Source organism: Phaeovulum veldkampii DSM 11550 (genome assembly GCF_003034995.1).
Taxonomy (GTDB): domain Bacteria; phylum Pseudomonadota; class Alphaproteobacteria; order Rhodobacterales; family Rhodobacteraceae; genus Phaeovulum; species Phaeovulum veldkampii.
Genome location: NZ_PZKF01000024.1, coordinates 1 through 14,087, shown reverse-complemented (window position 1 = coordinate 14,087; position 14,087 = coordinate 1). Strand labels below are relative to the sequence as shown.

The 14,087-nt window shown below is 64.0% G+C and carries 17 protein-coding genes; 15 read left to right on the top strand and 2 right to left on the bottom strand.

The annotated features are described in order from the left end of the window. The first annotated feature begins 43 nt into the window (after positions 1-43). Genes fabZ through lpxB form a run of 4 tightly spaced genes read left to right on the top strand, consistent with a single transcriptional unit; the run spans position 44 to position 3,251 of the window. Positions 44-505, top strand: a complete 462-nt coding sequence (gene fabZ, locus C5F46_RS10910) for a 3-hydroxyacyl-ACP dehydratase FabZ (RefSeq protein WP_107325384.1) — start codon at positions 44-46, stop codon at positions 503-505. Between the two features lie 3 nt (positions 506-508). After that, positions 509-1,303, top strand: a complete 795-nt coding sequence (lpxA, locus tag C5F46_RS10905) for an acyl-ACP--UDP-N-acetylglucosamine O-acyltransferase (RefSeq protein WP_107325383.1) — start codon at positions 509-511, stop codon at positions 1,301-1,303. Further along, the gene (locus C5F46_RS10900; RefSeq protein ID WP_107325382.1) at positions 1,300-2,103 is read left to right on the top strand and encodes an LpxI family protein; all 804 of its coding nucleotides are present in this window, start codon (positions 1,300-1,302) and stop codon (positions 2,101-2,103) included. Before lpxA ends, C5F46_RS10900 begins: the two co-directional genes overlap by 4 nt. Continuing rightward, positions 2,100-3,251, top strand: a complete 1,152-nt coding sequence (lpxB, locus tag C5F46_RS10895) for a lipid-A-disaccharide synthase (RefSeq protein ID WP_107325414.1) — start codon at positions 2,100-2,102, stop codon at positions 3,249-3,251. The genes C5F46_RS10900 and lpxB overlap by 4 nt, the downstream gene beginning before the upstream one ends. Before the next feature lie 5 nt (positions 3,252-3,256). Here lpxB and C5F46_RS10890 read toward each other — a convergent pair whose 3' ends face one another. Beyond that, the gene (locus C5F46_RS10890; protein ID WP_107325381.1) at positions 3,257-3,643 is read right to left on the bottom strand and encodes an ArsR/SmtB family transcription factor; all 387 of its coding nucleotides are present in this window, start codon (positions 3,641-3,643) and stop codon (positions 3,257-3,259) included. Positions 3,644-3,708: 65 nt separating this feature from the next. Beyond that, positions 3,709-4,107 (bottom strand): thioredoxin domain-containing protein, encoded by a 399-nt coding sequence (locus C5F46_RS10885; RefSeq protein ID WP_107325380.1) that lies wholly within the window; start codon positions 4,105-4,107, stop codon positions 3,709-3,711. A 69-nt stretch (positions 4,108-4,176) separates the two neighbouring features. Here C5F46_RS10885 and C5F46_RS10880 point away from each other — a divergent pair, with 69 nt between their 5' ends. From C5F46_RS10880 to C5F46_RS10830, 11 genes are all read left to right on the top strand, one after another. Next, complete coding sequence (locus C5F46_RS10880) at positions 4,177-4,929, top strand: cytochrome c biogenesis CcdA family protein (protein WP_107325379.1); 753 nt, start codon at positions 4,177-4,179, stop codon at positions 4,927-4,929. Positions 4,930-4,949: 20 nt separating this feature from the next. Beyond that, positions 4,950-5,507: a thioredoxin family protein gene (locus C5F46_RS10875; RefSeq protein ID WP_107325378.1), complete on the top strand. Its 558-nt coding sequence runs from the start codon at positions 4,950-4,952 to the stop codon at positions 5,505-5,507. Positions 5,508-5,618: 111 nt separating this feature from the next. Beyond that, on the top strand, positions 5,619-6,092 hold the full coding sequence (soxX, locus tag C5F46_RS10870; protein ID WP_107325377.1) for a sulfur oxidation c-type cytochrome SoxX: 474 nt from the start codon (positions 5,619-5,621) through the stop codon (positions 6,090-6,092). A gap of 28 nt (positions 6,093-6,120) precedes the next feature. Beyond that, the gene (gene soxY, locus C5F46_RS10865; protein ID WP_107325413.1) at positions 6,121-6,540 is read left to right on the top strand and encodes a thiosulfate oxidation carrier protein SoxY; all 420 of its coding nucleotides are present in this window, start codon (positions 6,121-6,123) and stop codon (positions 6,538-6,540) included. 20 nt (positions 6,541-6,560) lie between these two features. After that, on the top strand, positions 6,561-6,890 hold the full coding sequence (gene soxZ / locus C5F46_RS10860) for a thiosulfate oxidation carrier complex protein SoxZ (protein ID WP_107325376.1): 330 nt from the start codon (positions 6,561-6,563) through the stop codon (positions 6,888-6,890). An 83-nt stretch (positions 6,891-6,973) separates the two neighbouring features. Beyond that, positions 6,974-7,843 carry a sulfur oxidation c-type cytochrome SoxA gene (gene soxA / locus C5F46_RS10855; RefSeq protein ID WP_407947323.1) on the top strand — a complete coding sequence of 290 codons (870 nt, stop codon included), beginning with the start codon at positions 6,974-6,976 and terminating at the stop codon, positions 7,841-7,843. Positions 7,844-7,969: 126 nt separating this feature from the next. Next, positions 7,970-9,661 (top strand): thiosulfohydrolase SoxB, encoded by a 1,692-nt coding sequence (gene soxB / locus C5F46_RS10850; protein ID WP_107325375.1) that lies wholly within the window; start codon positions 7,970-7,972, stop codon positions 9,659-9,661. Positions 9,662-9,720: 59 nt separating this feature from the next. Further along, entirely contained in the window at positions 9,721-10,992 is a 1,272-nt protein-coding gene (gene soxC, locus C5F46_RS10845; protein WP_107325374.1) for a sulfite dehydrogenase, read from the top strand. Further along, positions 10,976-12,046, top strand: a complete 1,071-nt coding sequence (locus tag C5F46_RS10840) for a c-type cytochrome (protein ID WP_107325373.1) — start codon at positions 10,976-10,978, stop codon at positions 12,044-12,046. The genes soxC and C5F46_RS10840 overlap by 17 nt, the downstream gene beginning before the upstream one ends. A gap of 4 nt (positions 12,047-12,050) precedes the next feature. Beyond that, positions 12,051-12,785: a c-type cytochrome gene (locus C5F46_RS10835; protein ID WP_107325372.1), complete on the top strand. Its 735-nt coding sequence runs from the start codon at positions 12,051-12,053 to the stop codon at positions 12,783-12,785. A 27-nt stretch (positions 12,786-12,812) separates the two neighbouring features. Then, positions 12,813-14,075, top strand: coding sequence for an NAD(P)/FAD-dependent oxidoreductase (locus C5F46_RS10830; protein ID WP_107325371.1), 1,263 nt, complete (start codon positions 12,813-12,815; stop codon positions 14,073-14,075). The last annotated feature ends 12 nt before the right edge of the window (positions 14,076-14,087 follow it).

Sequence of the window (14,087 nt, the reverse complement as noted above, 5' to 3'; positions counted from 1 at the left end):
CGCAAAGCGCGGCCTTGGGCTGCACCTCATCGAAAGGCCGGACATGACCGAACCCGCCCCCCATACCGAAGCCGATATCCTGCTGATCCAGCGGATCATTCCCCACCGCTACCCGTTTTTGCTGATCGACAAGGTGCGCGACATCGTGCCGTTCAAGGGCGCCGTGGGGATCAAGAACGTGACCTTCAACGAGCCGCATTTTCAGGGCCATTTCCCGTCGATGCCGATCATGCCGGGTGTGACCATCGTCGAGGCGATGGCGCAGACCTCGGCCGTGGTCGTGGGCATCAGCCTGAACGTGATCGACAAGCCGTTGCTGACCTATTTCATGGGCATCGACGCCTGCAAGTTCCGCCGCAAGGTCGGCCCCGGCGACGTGCTGGAACTGCACGTGGCCGTCAAGCGCGGTGGCGGCAAGATCTGGAAATTCGAGGGCCGCGGCATGGTCGATGGCCAGTTGTGCGCCGAAGCGGAATTTACCGCGATGATGGATTTGCAGGGATAAGAGATGAGCATCGCCCTCAGCGCGCAGATCCATCCTTCGGCGGTTGTCGAACCCGGCGCGGTGATCGGGCCGGGCTGCCGGATCGGGCCGTTCTGCCTGATCGGGGCGCAGGTTGTGCTGGCGGCGCGGGTCGAGGTCAAATCGCATGCGGTGATCACCGGCGCAACCGAGGTGGGTGAGGATACGGTGATCTTTCCCTTCGCCAGTCTTGGCGAGGTGCCGCAGGATCTGAAATTCCGCGGCGAGCAGAGCCGGCTGATCATCGGCGCGCGCAACCGCATCCGCGAGCATGTGACGATGAACACCGGCACCGAGGGTGGCGGGTTCGTGACGCAGGTTGGCGATGACGGGTTGTTCATGGCGGGCGCTCATGTCGCGCATGATTGCCAGATCGGCAACCGTGTGATTCTGGTGAACAATTCCGCCGTAGCCGGGCATTGCGTTCTGGAAGATGACGTGATCGTGGGTGGCCTGTCGGGGGTGCATCAATGGGTGCGGATCGGCCGCGGCGCGATCATCGGCGCGGTGACGATGGTCACGGCTGACGTGATCCCGCATGGTCTGGTGCAGGGGCCGCGCGGCCAGTTGGACGGGCTGAACCTTGTGGGGCTGAAACGGCGCGGGGTGGACCGGGCCGAGATTGCGGCGCTGCGTGATCTTTACGCGGCGCTGGGGGATGGCAATTTCCGCGACAATGCGCGCCGTCTGGCCGAGGAAGGTGCGGGTGGTGATCATGTGCGCGAGGTGCTCGATTTCATCCTCGGTCCGTCGGATCGCAGCTTTCTGACGCCGAAATGACCGATCTGGCGATCATCGCGGGCACCGGCACGCTGCCCCGGCTGTTGGCTGACGTCGCCGGGCCGGTGGTGCTGGCCGAGTTGGAGGGTTTTCCGAGCGAGGTGCCGGGCGCTGACCCGATCCGGTTTCGGATCGAGCGGCTGGTGCCGTTTCTTGAAACCCTGATCGAGCGTGGGGTCAAACGCGTGGTCTTTGCCGGGGGCATCCGGCGGCCCCGGCTGGAGCCTGAGCTGTTCGATGCGCGCACCGCCACGCTGGTGCCGCGCCTGCTGGGGGCGATGCAGGCGGGCGACGATGCGGCGCTGCGCGCGGTGATCGGGATCTTTGAGGAGTGGGATCTTGAGGTGGTGGGCGCCGATGCGATCGCCCCCGATCTGGTGCCGGGGCCGGGCGTTTTGTGCGGTGCGCCCACGCCTGCGGACGATGCCGATGCCACCCGCGCCGCCGGGATCGTGGCAGCGTTGGGGGCGGTTGATGTGGGGCAGGGCGCGGTGGTGGCCCAGGGCCTGTGTCTGGCGGTCGAGGCGCTGCCCGGCACCGATGCGATGCTGGATTTCGCCGCACTTCACGCCCGCCTGCGCCCGAACCCCGCCGGTGCGCGCGGCCTGTTCTACAAGGCACCGAAGCCGGGCCAGGACCGGCGGGTTGACCTGCCCGCCATCGGTCCCGAAACCGTGGCGCGCGCCGCCGCCGCGGGACTTGGCGGCATCGCCTGGGAGGCGGGCGGCGTGCTGCTGCTGGACCGTGCCGCCACAATTGCCAGCGCACAGGCGAAGGGTCTGTTTCTTTGGGCGCGCTGAGGTTGTTCCTGATCGCGGGCGAAGCCTCGGGCGACAGCCTTGGGGCGGCGCTGATGGCAGGGTTGAAGGCGCTGCATCCGGGGGTCGAATTTCACGGGATCGGCGGGCCGCTGATGCAGGCCGAGGGTCTGGAAAGCCGCTTTCCGATGGAAGAACTGTCGGTGATGGGGCTTTGGGAGGTGCTGCCGAAATATCGCGCGCTCAAGGCGCGCATCGCGCAGACCGCGCGTGCCGTGGCCGATCTGACGCCCGATGCGCTGATCACCATCGACAGCCCCGATTTCTGCCTGCGAGTGGCGGCGCTGGCGCGGGCAGCCAATCCGCGGCTGAAAACCATCCACTATGTCGCGCCCTCGGTCTGGGCCTGGCGGCCGGGACGGGCCGCCAAGATGGCGCAGGTCATCGACCATGTTCTGGCGCTGTTGCCGTTCGAGCCGCCCTATATGCAGGCCGCGGGCATGAGTTGCGATTTCGTGGGGCATCCGGTGGTGGCCGCGCCGCGCGCCACCCCCGATCAGGCTGTGGCCTTTCGAGAAACCCATATGATCGGCCCCGATCAGCCGTTGGTGCTGTGCCTGCCCGGATCGCGGCGGGGCGAGGTGGCGCGGTTGGCGCCGCGCTTTGACGAGGCGCTGATGCGGCTGCGCGACCGCGAACCGGGGCTGCGCGTGGTGTTGCCCACGGTGCGCGGCGTTGCAGCAATGGTGCGGCAGATGGCCGCGCGCTGGCCCGTGGCGCCAATCGTGATCGAGGCGCCCGAGGACAAGCGCGCCGCCTTTGCCGCCGCCGATCTGGCACTGGCGGCCAGCGGAACAGTCAGCCTTGAACTGGCCGCCAATCACACGCCGATGGTGATCGCCTATGACATGGCGCCGCTGACGCGGCTGATTCTGGGCCGGCTGCTGCGGGTCGATACGGTGACGCTGGTCAATCTGGTGTCAGAGACGCGCGCGATCCCTGAATTTCTGGGCCGCGCCTGCCGCCCCGGCCCGATCGCAGCCGAACTGGCACGGCTGCTGAACGACCCCGTCGCCGTGGCCGCACAGCACGCCGCGATGGAGGTGACGATGCAGCGGCTGGGCGCGGGCGGCGAGGCGCCTGGCCTGCGCGCGGCGCGTTCGGTGCTGCGGGTTCTGGGCCGGGGCTGACCCGATCAGGCCGCCGGTTGGGCGCTGTGCGGCTGGGCGCAGAACATTTCATAGATCAGTTCGATCATTCGCGCCGCCTTGGGTTCGCTGAGCGTGTAAAAGATCGCCTTGCCCTCGCGCCGACACGACACCAACCCCTCCAGCCGCAGCCGCGCAAGCTGCTGGCTGACCGCGGCCTGCCGCGAGGCGAGCAGGTTTTCCAGCTCGGTCACGGTCTTTTCGCCCGACGACAGATGGCACAGGATCATCAGCCGCCCCTCATGCGCCAGCGCCTTGAGGAAATGCGACGCATCCTGCGCGCGCCCGGTCAGTTCGTCGGCGTCAAGCGCCGCGCAACGGTCCGCCTCGGTGGCGGTGTCGGGGGTGTCGTCGCTGTGCCCGTCTTGTGCCATGGCCAAGCCTTGTCCCTCGTGTTGGGGCGGTTCTGGTGCCGCCCGGCTGATTGCCCCGGCCCCGGTCAGGGCTGGGGCCGCAAGTCTGACGGCTCTGGCACCTCGGCCCCTGCCTCGCGCAGCGCCTGCCCCAGAAGGCCCCAGAAAAAATCCTCGCCCGGATAGCCTTCGATCCGGCCGACCTCGACCCCTTCTTTAAGGATCAGGAAGGTCGGCGTGAAGACCGGACGTGCGCCGATTACCAACCCTTCGGGCCATGGCCCGCGCAGATTGACCCGTTCCAGCGGGGCAATCGCGCCTTCGGCGGTCTTGGGGTAGATCGGTCCGATCTCGTCATTCCAGCGGATGCAATAGGTGCATCCGGCCTGTTCCACCATCAGCAGGCGAAAGGCCTGCGCCTGTGCCGCGACCGCCCCGAACAGGTAAAAACCCAAGGCCAGGGTCGTGAACGCAATGCGGATCATTGACGCACCCCTTTTAACATATGAAGATCGTAATGTGTTTGCCTGCCCCGATCAAGGCAGGCCCGGACTTTGGGGGGAACTGATGTTGATGGACCCGACTTTCGGGGTGCCTTTCTCGCGGGGCTCTTGTCGTTTCTGACACCCTGCATCTTGCCGATGGTGCCTTTCTACCTGAGCTATATGGCCGGGATCTCGATGTCCGAGTTGCGCGGGGGCGGTGCGATTGCGCCGGGGGCGCAGCGGCGGCTGATCTGGTCCTCGATCGCATTCGCGATGGGGGTCACGACCATCTTCATGCTGCTGGGCATGGGCGCGACCGCGCTGGGGCAGGCCTTTCGGGCGTGGATGGAACCGCTGAGTTATGTGGCCGCGGCGATCCTGTTCCTATTCGGGCTGCATTTTCTGGGTGTGTTGCGGATCGGTTTTTTGTATCGCGAGGCTCGGATCGAGGCCAAGTCCGACCCGTCCACGGTGCTGGGCGCCTATGTGATGGGGCTGGCCTTCGGTTTTGGCTGGACACCCTGCGTCGGCCCGGCGCTGGCGGCAATTCTGATGGTGGCCTCGGGAATGGGCGACATCAGCCGCGGCGCGGCCCTGCTGTTCGTCTACGGCATCGGTATGACCGCGCCCTTCGTGCTGGCGGCATTTTTCGCGCGCCCGTTTCTGGCCTTCATGAACCGTCACCGCGCAAAACTGGGCTATGTGGAAAAGGCGATGGGTGTCATGCTGATCGTGTTCGCGATCCTGATCGCCACCGATACGCTGAGCCTGATCGCCGATCTGATGATAAAATACCTGCCCGGCGCGGGATCGCTGGGCTGACCATGGCAAGGGAGGAGACCATGCGGAATTATGTGATGGCCTTTGCGGCGACCATCTCACTGGCGCTGCCGGTGGGGGCTGCGCAACTGGGCGACGACGGGCTGCACAAGACGCCCTGGATGCGCGACACCTTCAAGGACATGCGCGAGGATCTGGCCGAGGCAAATGCCGAGGGCAAGCGGCTGCTGGTGATCTTTGAACAGCGCGGCTGCATCTATTGCACCAAGATGCACGAAGAGGTGTTTCCCGACCCGGAAATCACCAAGCTGATCGAGGACAATTACTTTGTCGTGCAGATGAACCTGTTTGGCGATGTGCCGGTGACCGATTTCGACGGCACCCAACTGCCGGAAAAGGATATGGCGGTGCGCTGGGGCGTGATGTTCACGCCGACCATGATGTTCCTGCCTGAAGCGGTCGAAGAGGGGGCGGGCGCCGCCGAGGCCGCTGTTGTCACGATGCCGGGCGCCTTTGGCAAGGGCACGACCAGCGCGTTGCTGACCTGGGTCAAGGATCATGGCTACGACAGCGGCGAGCACTTCCAGAAATATCTGGCCAGCCGCATGACGGGCAACTGACATAGGGCGATGCCGCGTCGCAGCAACGTATTCATATGTCAGAATTACATGTTGCGTGAAACTGTCGCACTCCGTTACCAATGAGTCGGGAGAAGAAACGGGAGGGTTTCTATGCTACGCCACGCCGTGTTTGCCGCTTGTGCGGTCACAGTTCTTGCCGGGCAGACCTGGGCTGAAATCGCCCCTGCCGATATCGTCTGGCAAGAAGGCGCCATCGCGCAGCCGCTTGCGGATCAGCCGGGTGATCCTGAGTCCGGCAAGAAGATCATGACCACCAATGCCCTGGGCAACTGTGTGGCCTGCCATCTGATCGGCACCATGCCTGACGTGCAGTTCCAGGGCAACATCGGCCCCGCGCTGGATGGCGCGGCCAGCCGCTATACCGAGGCGCAACTGCGCGGCATCGTCGTGGACAGCAAAAAGACCTTCGAGGGCACCGAAATGCCCGCGATGTACAAGACCAGCGGGTTCATTCGCCCCGGTAACGCCTACACCGGCAAGGCCGCCCCTGCCGATCTGCCGCCGATCCTGTCGGCGCAGCAGATTGAGGATGTGGTCGCTTATCTGCTGACGCTCAAAGAGTGACGGCGCGAGCTTTCGAGAGGAGATGACGATGAAGTTTTCCAGACGTGAGGCCCTCGGGCTGGCGCTTGGCGGGGTTGCGGTGACGATGCTGCCGGTGCCCGCCCTTGCCGCCGCGGCCGAGGATGCGATTGCGGCCTTTACCGGCGGCGCGGCGGCAGGCACCGGCGGGATCACCCTGACCGCGCCCGAAATTGCCGAAAACGGCAACACCGTTCCGGTGTCGGTCGATGCGCCCGGCGCTGTGGCGATCATGCTGCTGGCGGCGGGCAACCCGACGCCTGCGGTTTGCACCTTCAACTTTGGCCCTGCGGCCGGCTCGCAAATGGCATCGACCCGGATCCGCCTGTCCAAGACGCAGGACGTGATCGCGGTGGCCAAGATGGCGGATGGCAGCTTTGTGCAGGCATCGTCCACGGTGAAGGTCACCATCGGCGGCTGCGGCGGCTGAGTCAGAGACAGGAGAATATCATGGCAGAAAATGTCAAACCGCGCGTGAAAGTTCCCTCCAAGGCTGCGGCTGGCGAGGTGGTCACGCTCAAGACCCTGATCAGCCACCCGATGGAATCGGGGCAGCGCAAGGACAAGGACGGCAACCTGATCCCGCGCTCGATCATCAACCGCTTTACCTGTGAATTCAACGGGGTGAGCGTGGTTGACGTGACGCTGGAGCCGGCGATCTCGACGAACCCCTACATTGAATTTGACGCCAAGGTCGATGCTTCGGGTGAGTTCAAGTTCACTTGGTATGACGACGACGGCTCGGTCTACGAAGACGCCAAGCCGATCGAAGTCGCCTGAGGCGCGCGCCGCGTCGGGGAGCGCGGACCAAGGACTGGCGCCGCCCCACGGGGCGGGGCTTCACCCAGGGAGGATCAGCTAAAATGATGCTGCGCAAAAGCAGAACGACAATTGCGGCGCTCGCGCTGGGGGCGGTTACGCTGGGGATGACCCCGGCGCTGGCCGATCCGCACCCGGATGCGGAGCTGGTGGTGAACGGCGAGATCACCATTCCCACCCGCGGCACGGCGCCCGCCTATCTGGATGGGCACCTGACCGAGTTGTATTCGGGCTGGCTGTTCCGCGAGGATGAAACCCGCGCGATGCAGATGGATGATTTCGACAACCCCGCGATGGTCTTTACCGATGCTGGCCTTGAGGCCTGGGATACGGTCGAGGGCACCGAGGGCAAATCCTGCGCCACATGCCACCACGAGATCGAGAGCATGGCCGGTGTGCGCGCCGCGATGCCGAAATACAACGAAAAGGCGGGCGATCTGTGGTCGCTTGAGGAATACATCAACGCCTGCCGCACCGAGCGGATGGGCGCTGAAAAGCTGAAGTGGAACAGCGACAAGATGAAGGCGATGACGCTTGCGCTGTCGATTCAGTCGCGCGGGATGCCGATCTCTGTCAACATCGACGGCCCGTCCAAACCCTATTGGGAACAAGGCCGCGAGATTTACTATACCCGCTACGGTCAGTTGGAAATGTCTTGCGCCAACTGTCACGAGGACAACTGGGGCAACATGATCCGGGCCGACCACCTGAGCCAGGGCCATATCAACGCCTTCCCGGTCTATCGTCTGAAGGATGCGGGCGTTGTTTCAATCCATCAGCGGTTCGTGGGCTGTGTGCGGGATACCCGTGCCGAAACCTTTGAGGCGGGCAGCCCCGAGTTCAAGGCGCTGGAGCTTTACGTCGCCTCGCGTGGCGTGGGCCTTGCGATCGAGGGCGCGGGCGTTCGCCCCTGAGGCCATCGCGGCGCGGGGGCTGAACGCGCACCCCGCGCCGGTTTTTCAAAGATGACCCGGCAAGCCGGGCAGGCAACGCGCGGGATGGCCCGCAGCGTCTTGCACGATAGCAGGAGAATAAGGCGCATGATTTCCCGTCGGGAGTTTCTTCAGGCCAGCGTTGCGGCCTCGGCCATTCTGGCAGGCTCGGGGATGGGCAACTGGGCGCGGGTTGCCGCGCAGCAGGCGCTGACCCAGGACCAGTTGCTGCAATTCGATGCCTTCGGCAATGTCACGCTGATCCACATCACCGACATTCATGCGCAACTGAAACCGATCTGGTTCCGCGAACCGGAAATCAATCTGGGCGTCGGTGCCGCCAAGGGCTTGCCGCCGCATGTGGTGGGCAAGGACTTCATCAAGATGTTCAACCTCACCCCCGGCAGCCCCGAGGCCTATGCGCTGACCTATGAGGATTTCTCAATTCTGGGTCGTGCCTATGGCAAGATGGGCGGCATGGACCGGGTGGCGACCGTGGTCAAGGCGATCCGGGCGGAACGGCCCAATTCCATTTTGCTGGACGGTGGCGACACCTGGCATGGGTCTTATACCTCGCTGAAAACCCGCGGGCAGGACATGGTGAATGTCATGAACGCGCTGGGGGTCGAGGCGATGACTTCGCATTGGGAATGGACGCTGGGGTCTGATCGGGTCAAGGAACTTGTCGAGGCGCTGCCCTTCCCCTTCCTGGGCGCCAATATCTTTGACGCCGAATGGGACGAACCTGCGTTTGATCCCTACAAGATCTTTGAAACCGGCGGTGTGCGGGTGGCGGTGATCGGGCAGGCCTTCCCCTATATGCCGATTGCCAACCCCGGCTGGATGTTCCCCGAATACAGCTTTGGTGTGCGGCAGGAACGGATGCAGGCGGTGGTCGATGAGGTTCGGGCCGAGGGTGTCGATCTGGTCGTATGCCTCAGCCACAATGGCTTTGACGTGGATCGCAAGATGGCCGCGGGCGTTACCGGGATCGACGTGATCCTGACCGGCCACACCCATGACGCGCTGCCCGAACCGGTGCTGGTGGGCGAGACGATCCTGATCGCTTCCGGCTCGAACGGCAAATTCGTCAGCCGTGTCGATCTGGATGTCCGCGAAGGCCGGATGATGGGTTTCCGGCACAAGCTGATCCCGATCTTTGCCGATGTCATCACCCCCGACCCCGAAATGGCCGCGCTGATCGACGGCGAACGCGCACCCTACAAGGCCGATCTGGAAACGGTCGTGGGCCAGACCGAAAGCCTGCTCTATCGCCGCGGCAACTTCAACGGCACCTGGGACGATCTGATCTGCGAGGCGCTGCTGTCGGAACGCGACGCCGAGATTGCCATGAGCCCCGGCGTGCGCTGGGGGCCAAGCCTCTTGCCGGGCGACCCGATCACCCGTGAGGATATCCACAACGCCACCTCGATGACCTACGGCCAAGCCTACCGGACCGAGATGACCGGCGCGCGCATCCACGAAATTCTGGAAGACGTGGCCGACAACATCTTCAACACCGACCCCTATTATCAACAAGGCGGCGACATGGTGCGGATCGGCGGCATGGGCTACGCCATTGACGTGTCAAAGCCCATCGGCAGCCGGGTATCGAACATGACGGTTCTGCGCAGCGGCGAGGCGATCGACCCGGCGCGCACCTACACCGTCGCGGGCTGGGCCAGCGTGAACGAGGGCACCGAGGGCCCGCAGATATGGGATGTGGTCGAGGCGCATATCCGCAAGATCGGCACGGTGCGGTTGCAACCCAATACTTCTGTCGTGGTCAGCGGCGCCTGAGCCGTTGCCAAAAGCCAAGAACGCGCGCGCCCGAGCGGCGCCAGACGAAGGAGGATCTCATGGACGAGATGTCCCACAAAGGCACCAGCCGCCGCGGCTTTTTGCGCGCAGGTCTGGCCGCGGGCGGGGCGCTGACCGCGCTTGGCACCGCCGCGCGTGCCAGCGGCCCTGACCCGCTGATCACCGAGGTGCAGCCTTGGGCCAGCCAGTTGGGCGACGGGGTGGATGTTGCCCCCTACGGAATGCCGATACGGTTTGAAGAGCATGTGATCCGGCGCAATGTGGAATGGCTGACGGCGGAAACCGCCTCGTCGATCAACTTTACCCCGCTGCACGAACTGGACGGAATCATCACCCCGAACGGTCTGTGCTTTGAACGCCACCACGGCGGCGCGGCCGAGATCGCCAAATCCGACTGGCGGCTGATGATCAACGGTCTGGTGGAAACGCCGCTGGTGTTCACCTTTGCCGATCTGATGCGGTTTCCGCGGGTGAACAAGATCCACTTTCTGGAATGCGCCGCTAACGGAGGCATGGAATGGGCCGGCGCGCAGTTGAACGGCTGCCAGTTTACCCACGGCATGATCCATAACGTCATGTATACCGGTGTGATGCTGAAAGACATTCTGGCCGAGGCCGGGGTCAAGACCGAAGGCAAATGGCTGCTGGCCGAAGGTGCCGATGCTTCGGGGATGACGCGTTCGATCCCGATGGAAAAGGCGCTGGATGACTGCATGATCGCCTTCAAGATGAACGGCGAGATGCTGCGCAAGGAACAGGGCTATCCGGCGCGTCTGGTGGTGCCGGGCTGGGAAGGCAACATGTGGATCAAATGGATCCGCCGCCTGGAAGTGGGCGACCAGCCTTGGGAACAGCGCGAGGAAACCTCGAAATACACCGACACGATGGAAGATGGCCGCTCGCGTCGCTGGACCTGGGTGATGGACGCCAAATCCGTCATCACCAACCCCAGCCCGCAGGCCCCGATCACCCACGGCCCAGGCCGCACGGTGATTACCGGGGTGGCCTGGTCGGGCCGCGGCACGATCCCGCGGGTCGATGTCACGCTGAACGGTGGCAAGACCTGGTTTCCGGCGCGGATGGATGGCCCGTCCCTGGATAAGTCGATGCATCGTTTCTATTACGAATTCGATTGGGACGGGTCCGAGTTGCTGCTGCAAAGCCGCGCGGTGGATTCGACCGGCTATGTTCAGCCCACCAAGAACCAGTTGCGCGCCTTCCGGGGGGTGAATTCGGTCTATCATAACAACGGGATTGCGACTTGGTGGGTCAAACCCGACGGGAGTGCGGAAAATGTCGAGATTTCTTAATGTCCTGCTGGCCAGCACGCTGCTGGCTGGGCCGGCCATGGCCGAAAAGATCGGTCTGGGGCGGGCAGCCCTGCCCGAAGAGATCACCGCTTGGGATATCGACGTGCGCCCCGATGGGCAGGGCCTGCCGGAAGGTTCGGGCAGCGTGGCCGATGGCGAAGAGCTGTTTTCTGAAAAATGCGCGGTCTGCCACGGCGAATTTGGCGAAGGTGTGGACAACTGGCCGAAACTCTCGGGCGGGCAGGGCACGCTGGACCGCGACGACCCCGACAAGACGATCGGATCCTATTGGCCCTATCTGTCCACCGCGTTCGACTATGTGCATCGCGCCATGCCCTTTGGTCAGGCCCAGACGCTGGCCGCCGACGAGGTCTATGCGATCGTCGCCTACATCCTTTACAACAACGATCTGGTCGAGGACGACTTCGTCCTGAGCCGCGAGAACTTTACCGAGGTTGTGCTGCCGAACGCCGAGGGGTTCTTTTTCGACGACCGCGATCAGACTGAGGTGCCGGCCTTTACGGTCGAGCCGTGCATGGAAAACTGCAAGGAAAAGGCCGAGGTCACGATGCGCGCCGCGGTGCTGGATGTGACGCCCGACGATCCGACCGACGATGCGGCAACCCTGATCGCGGCGGCTGCACCTGCGCCGGAACCGGCGGCCTCTCCGGCGCCGGTGTCGGTGGCCGTGGCCAAGCCCCCGGTTGCGGCGGGCTACACCATCTCGACCGATCCGGCGCTGATTTCGGCGGGGGAAAAGGTGTTCAAGACCTGCGCCTCGTGCCACAAGATCGGGGAAGGAGCGAAAAACGCAACCGGCCCGATCATGACCGGCATTGTCGGCCGTCAGGCGGGAACGATCGAAGGGTTCAAATACTCCAAGCCGATGCAAGAGGCGGGGGCCGGTGGGCTGGTCTGGACGCCTGACAATATCGCGGCCTATCTGCGCGACCCCAAAGGTTTTGTCCCCAAGAACAAGATGGCCTTCAACGGCCTGAAAAAGCAGGACGATATCGACGCGGTGATCGCCTATATCGCCTCGCACGGGGGGTGAGAGGATGCGGCGGGGTCTGATTGCTCTCGTCGCAATTCTTGCGCTGACCGGCGCGGCACGGGCACAGGACGGCGCGAGCCCCGCCGGGGTTCGCGCCGAACGATTTGGCGATGCCCAGCGCGGTGCGGGGTTCTGGAACCAGTGCAAGGGCTGCCACGAAATCGGCCCCGGCGCAAAAATCCGCATAGGGCCGCCGCTGACCGGCATCTTTGGTCGCCGCGCGGGGACGGTGCCGGGCTTCAAATATTCCAAAAGCATGGCGCGGATGGGCAATGACGGTCTGACCTGGACCTGGGAAACCCTTGAGGTTTATGTCGAAAACCCGAAATCGCTCGTGTCGGGCACGCGGATGACCTACAAGGGGTTGAAAGACCCGGTTGACCGGGCAGACCTGATTTCGTTCCTGCGCGATTTTTCCGACCGCCCGCAAGACATTCCCGAAGCCCAGCCGACCGCGCGCCGGGTGATCCCCGAATTGTCGCCCGAGGTGCTGGCGCTGGAGGGTGATCCGGCCTGGGGGGAATATCTGTCGTCGGAATGCCAGACCTGTCATCAGGCCTCGGGCGCGGATGAGGGCATTCCCTCGATCACGCTTTGGCCCGAAGAGGATTTCGTGATCGCGCTTCATGCCTACAAGCAGAAGCTGCGGCCCCATCCGGTGATGCAGATGATGGCGGGGCGGCTGTCGGACGAAGAGATTGCGGCCTTGGCCGCCTATTTCGCCACGCTGGAGGAGTGAGCACGGCGAGCAACCGGGAGGAAGACCATGCTTTTGAAACGACGGACTTTTCTGGGAACGGTAGCGGCGGGCACGGCGGCGCTTTATGCGCCTGTGGTGCTGGGGCAGGGCAAGCCCCGCGTGGTTGTGATTGGCGGTGGCGCGGGCGGCGCCACGATTGCGCGCTATCTGGCCAAGGACAGCAAGGGCGAGATCGACGTGGTTCTGGTCGAACCGCAAGAGGTTTACACCACCTGCTTCTTCTCCAACCTCTACATCGGCGGCTTCCGCGAGTTTTCGACGCTGGAACACCGCTATGACAAGCTGGCGTCGGATTACGGCATCACCATTGCGCGCACCCGTGCCGCCGGGGTTGACCGCGATGCCCGCACCGTCAGCCTCGACAGCGGCGACACGCTGACCTACGACCGGCTGGTGATCGCGCCGGGGATCGACTTCCGCGACGACAGCGTGCCGGGCTGGAGCCTTGAGGCAGCCGAAAAGATGCCGCACGCCTACAAGGCCGGGCCGCAGACGCAACTGTTGAAAGCGCAGATCGAGGCGATGGCGCAGGGCGGCACCTATTGCATGGTTGCCCCCCCTAACCCCTACCGCTGCCCGCCGGGCCCCTATGAGCGGGTGTCGATGGTGGCCCATCTGCTGAGCCAGATCAACCCGACTGCCAAAATCCTGATCCTTGATCCGAAAGACAAATATTCGAAACAGGCACTGTTCGAGGAAGGCTGGCAGAAGCATTATACCGGTATGGTGGAGTGGATCGGCCCCGACATGGGCGGCGCCGCTGTGGAGGTGCGGCCCGACACCATGGAGGTGGTGATCGACGGCAGCGCCGAAAAGGTGGATGTCTGCAACGTCATTCCGGGCCAGAAGGCGGGTGTGATCGCCGCCGCTGCGGGTGTGACCGAGGGTGACTGGGCGCCGGTTGTGCCCGATAACATGAAGTCGAAAATCGACGCCAATGTGTTCATTCTGGGTGATGCCAGCAATCAGGGCGACATGCCGAAATCGGCTTTCTCGGCCAACAGTCAGGCCAAGGTGGCGGCAATGGTGATCCGGTCGGAACTGACCGGGTCAAAAGCCTTCCCGGCGAAATACTCCAACACCTGCTGGTCGCTGATCGCGCCCGACGACGGGGTGAAGGTGGGGGCATCCTACGCGCCGACGCCTGAAAAGATCGCCAGCGTGGAAAGCTTCATCAGCCAGACTGGCGAGGATGCGGCGCTGCGCAAGGCAACTTATGAGGAAAGCCTGGGCTGGTATGCCGGGATCACAACCGACATCTTTGGCTGAGACGCTGCGGCG

What these genes read in the sequence shown, in the direction of transcription:
- C5F46_RS10900 (WP_107325382.1), top strand. Translation starts at nt 1,300, where the DNA reads ATGACCGATCTGGCGATCATCGCGGGCACCGGCACGCTGCCCCGGCTG.
- soxZ (WP_107325376.1), top strand. Translation starts at nt 6,561, where the DNA reads ATGGCAGAAAATGTCAAACCGCGCGTGAAAGTTCCCTCCAAGGCTGCG.
- fabZ (WP_107325384.1), top strand. Translation starts at nt 44, where the DNA reads ATGACCGAACCCGCCCCCCATACCGAAGCCGATATCCTGCTGATCCAG.
- C5F46_RS10835 (WP_107325372.1), top strand. Translation starts at nt 12,051, where the DNA reads ATGCGGCGGGGTCTGATTGCTCTCGTCGCAATTCTTGCGCTGACCGGC.
- lpxA (WP_107325383.1), top strand. Translation starts at nt 509, where the DNA reads ATGAGCATCGCCCTCAGCGCGCAGATCCATCCTTCGGCGGTTGTCGAA.
- soxB (WP_107325375.1), top strand. Translation starts at nt 7,970, where the DNA reads ATGATTTCCCGTCGGGAGTTTCTTCAGGCCAGCGTTGCGGCCTCGGCC.
- soxC (WP_107325374.1), top strand. Translation starts at nt 9,721, where the DNA reads ATGGACGAGATGTCCCACAAAGGCACCAGCCGCCGCGGCTTTTTGCGC.
- C5F46_RS10840 (WP_107325373.1), top strand. Translation starts at nt 10,976, where the DNA reads ATGTCGAGATTTCTTAATGTCCTGCTGGCCAGCACGCTGCTGGCTGGG.
- soxA (WP_407947323.1), top strand. Translation starts at nt 6,974, where the DNA reads ATGATGCTGCGCAAAAGCAGAACGACAATTGCGGCGCTCGCGCTGGGG.
- C5F46_RS10890 (WP_107325381.1), bottom strand. Translation starts at nt 3,643, where the DNA reads ATGGCACAAGACGGGCACAGCGACGACACCCCCGACACCGCCACCGAG.
- C5F46_RS10830 (WP_107325371.1), top strand. Translation starts at nt 12,813, where the DNA reads ATGCTTTTGAAACGACGGACTTTTCTGGGAACGGTAGCGGCGGGCACG.
- soxX (WP_107325377.1), top strand. Translation starts at nt 5,619, where the DNA reads ATGCTACGCCACGCCGTGTTTGCCGCTTGTGCGGTCACAGTTCTTGCC.
- C5F46_RS10885 (WP_107325380.1), bottom strand. Translation starts at nt 4,107, where the DNA reads ATGATCCGCATTGCGTTCACGACCCTGGCCTTGGGTTTTTACCTGTTC.
- soxY (WP_107325413.1), top strand. Translation starts at nt 6,121, where the DNA reads ATGAAGTTTTCCAGACGTGAGGCCCTCGGGCTGGCGCTTGGCGGGGTT.
- C5F46_RS10875 (WP_107325378.1), top strand. Translation starts at nt 4,950, where the DNA reads ATGCGGAATTATGTGATGGCCTTTGCGGCGACCATCTCACTGGCGCTG.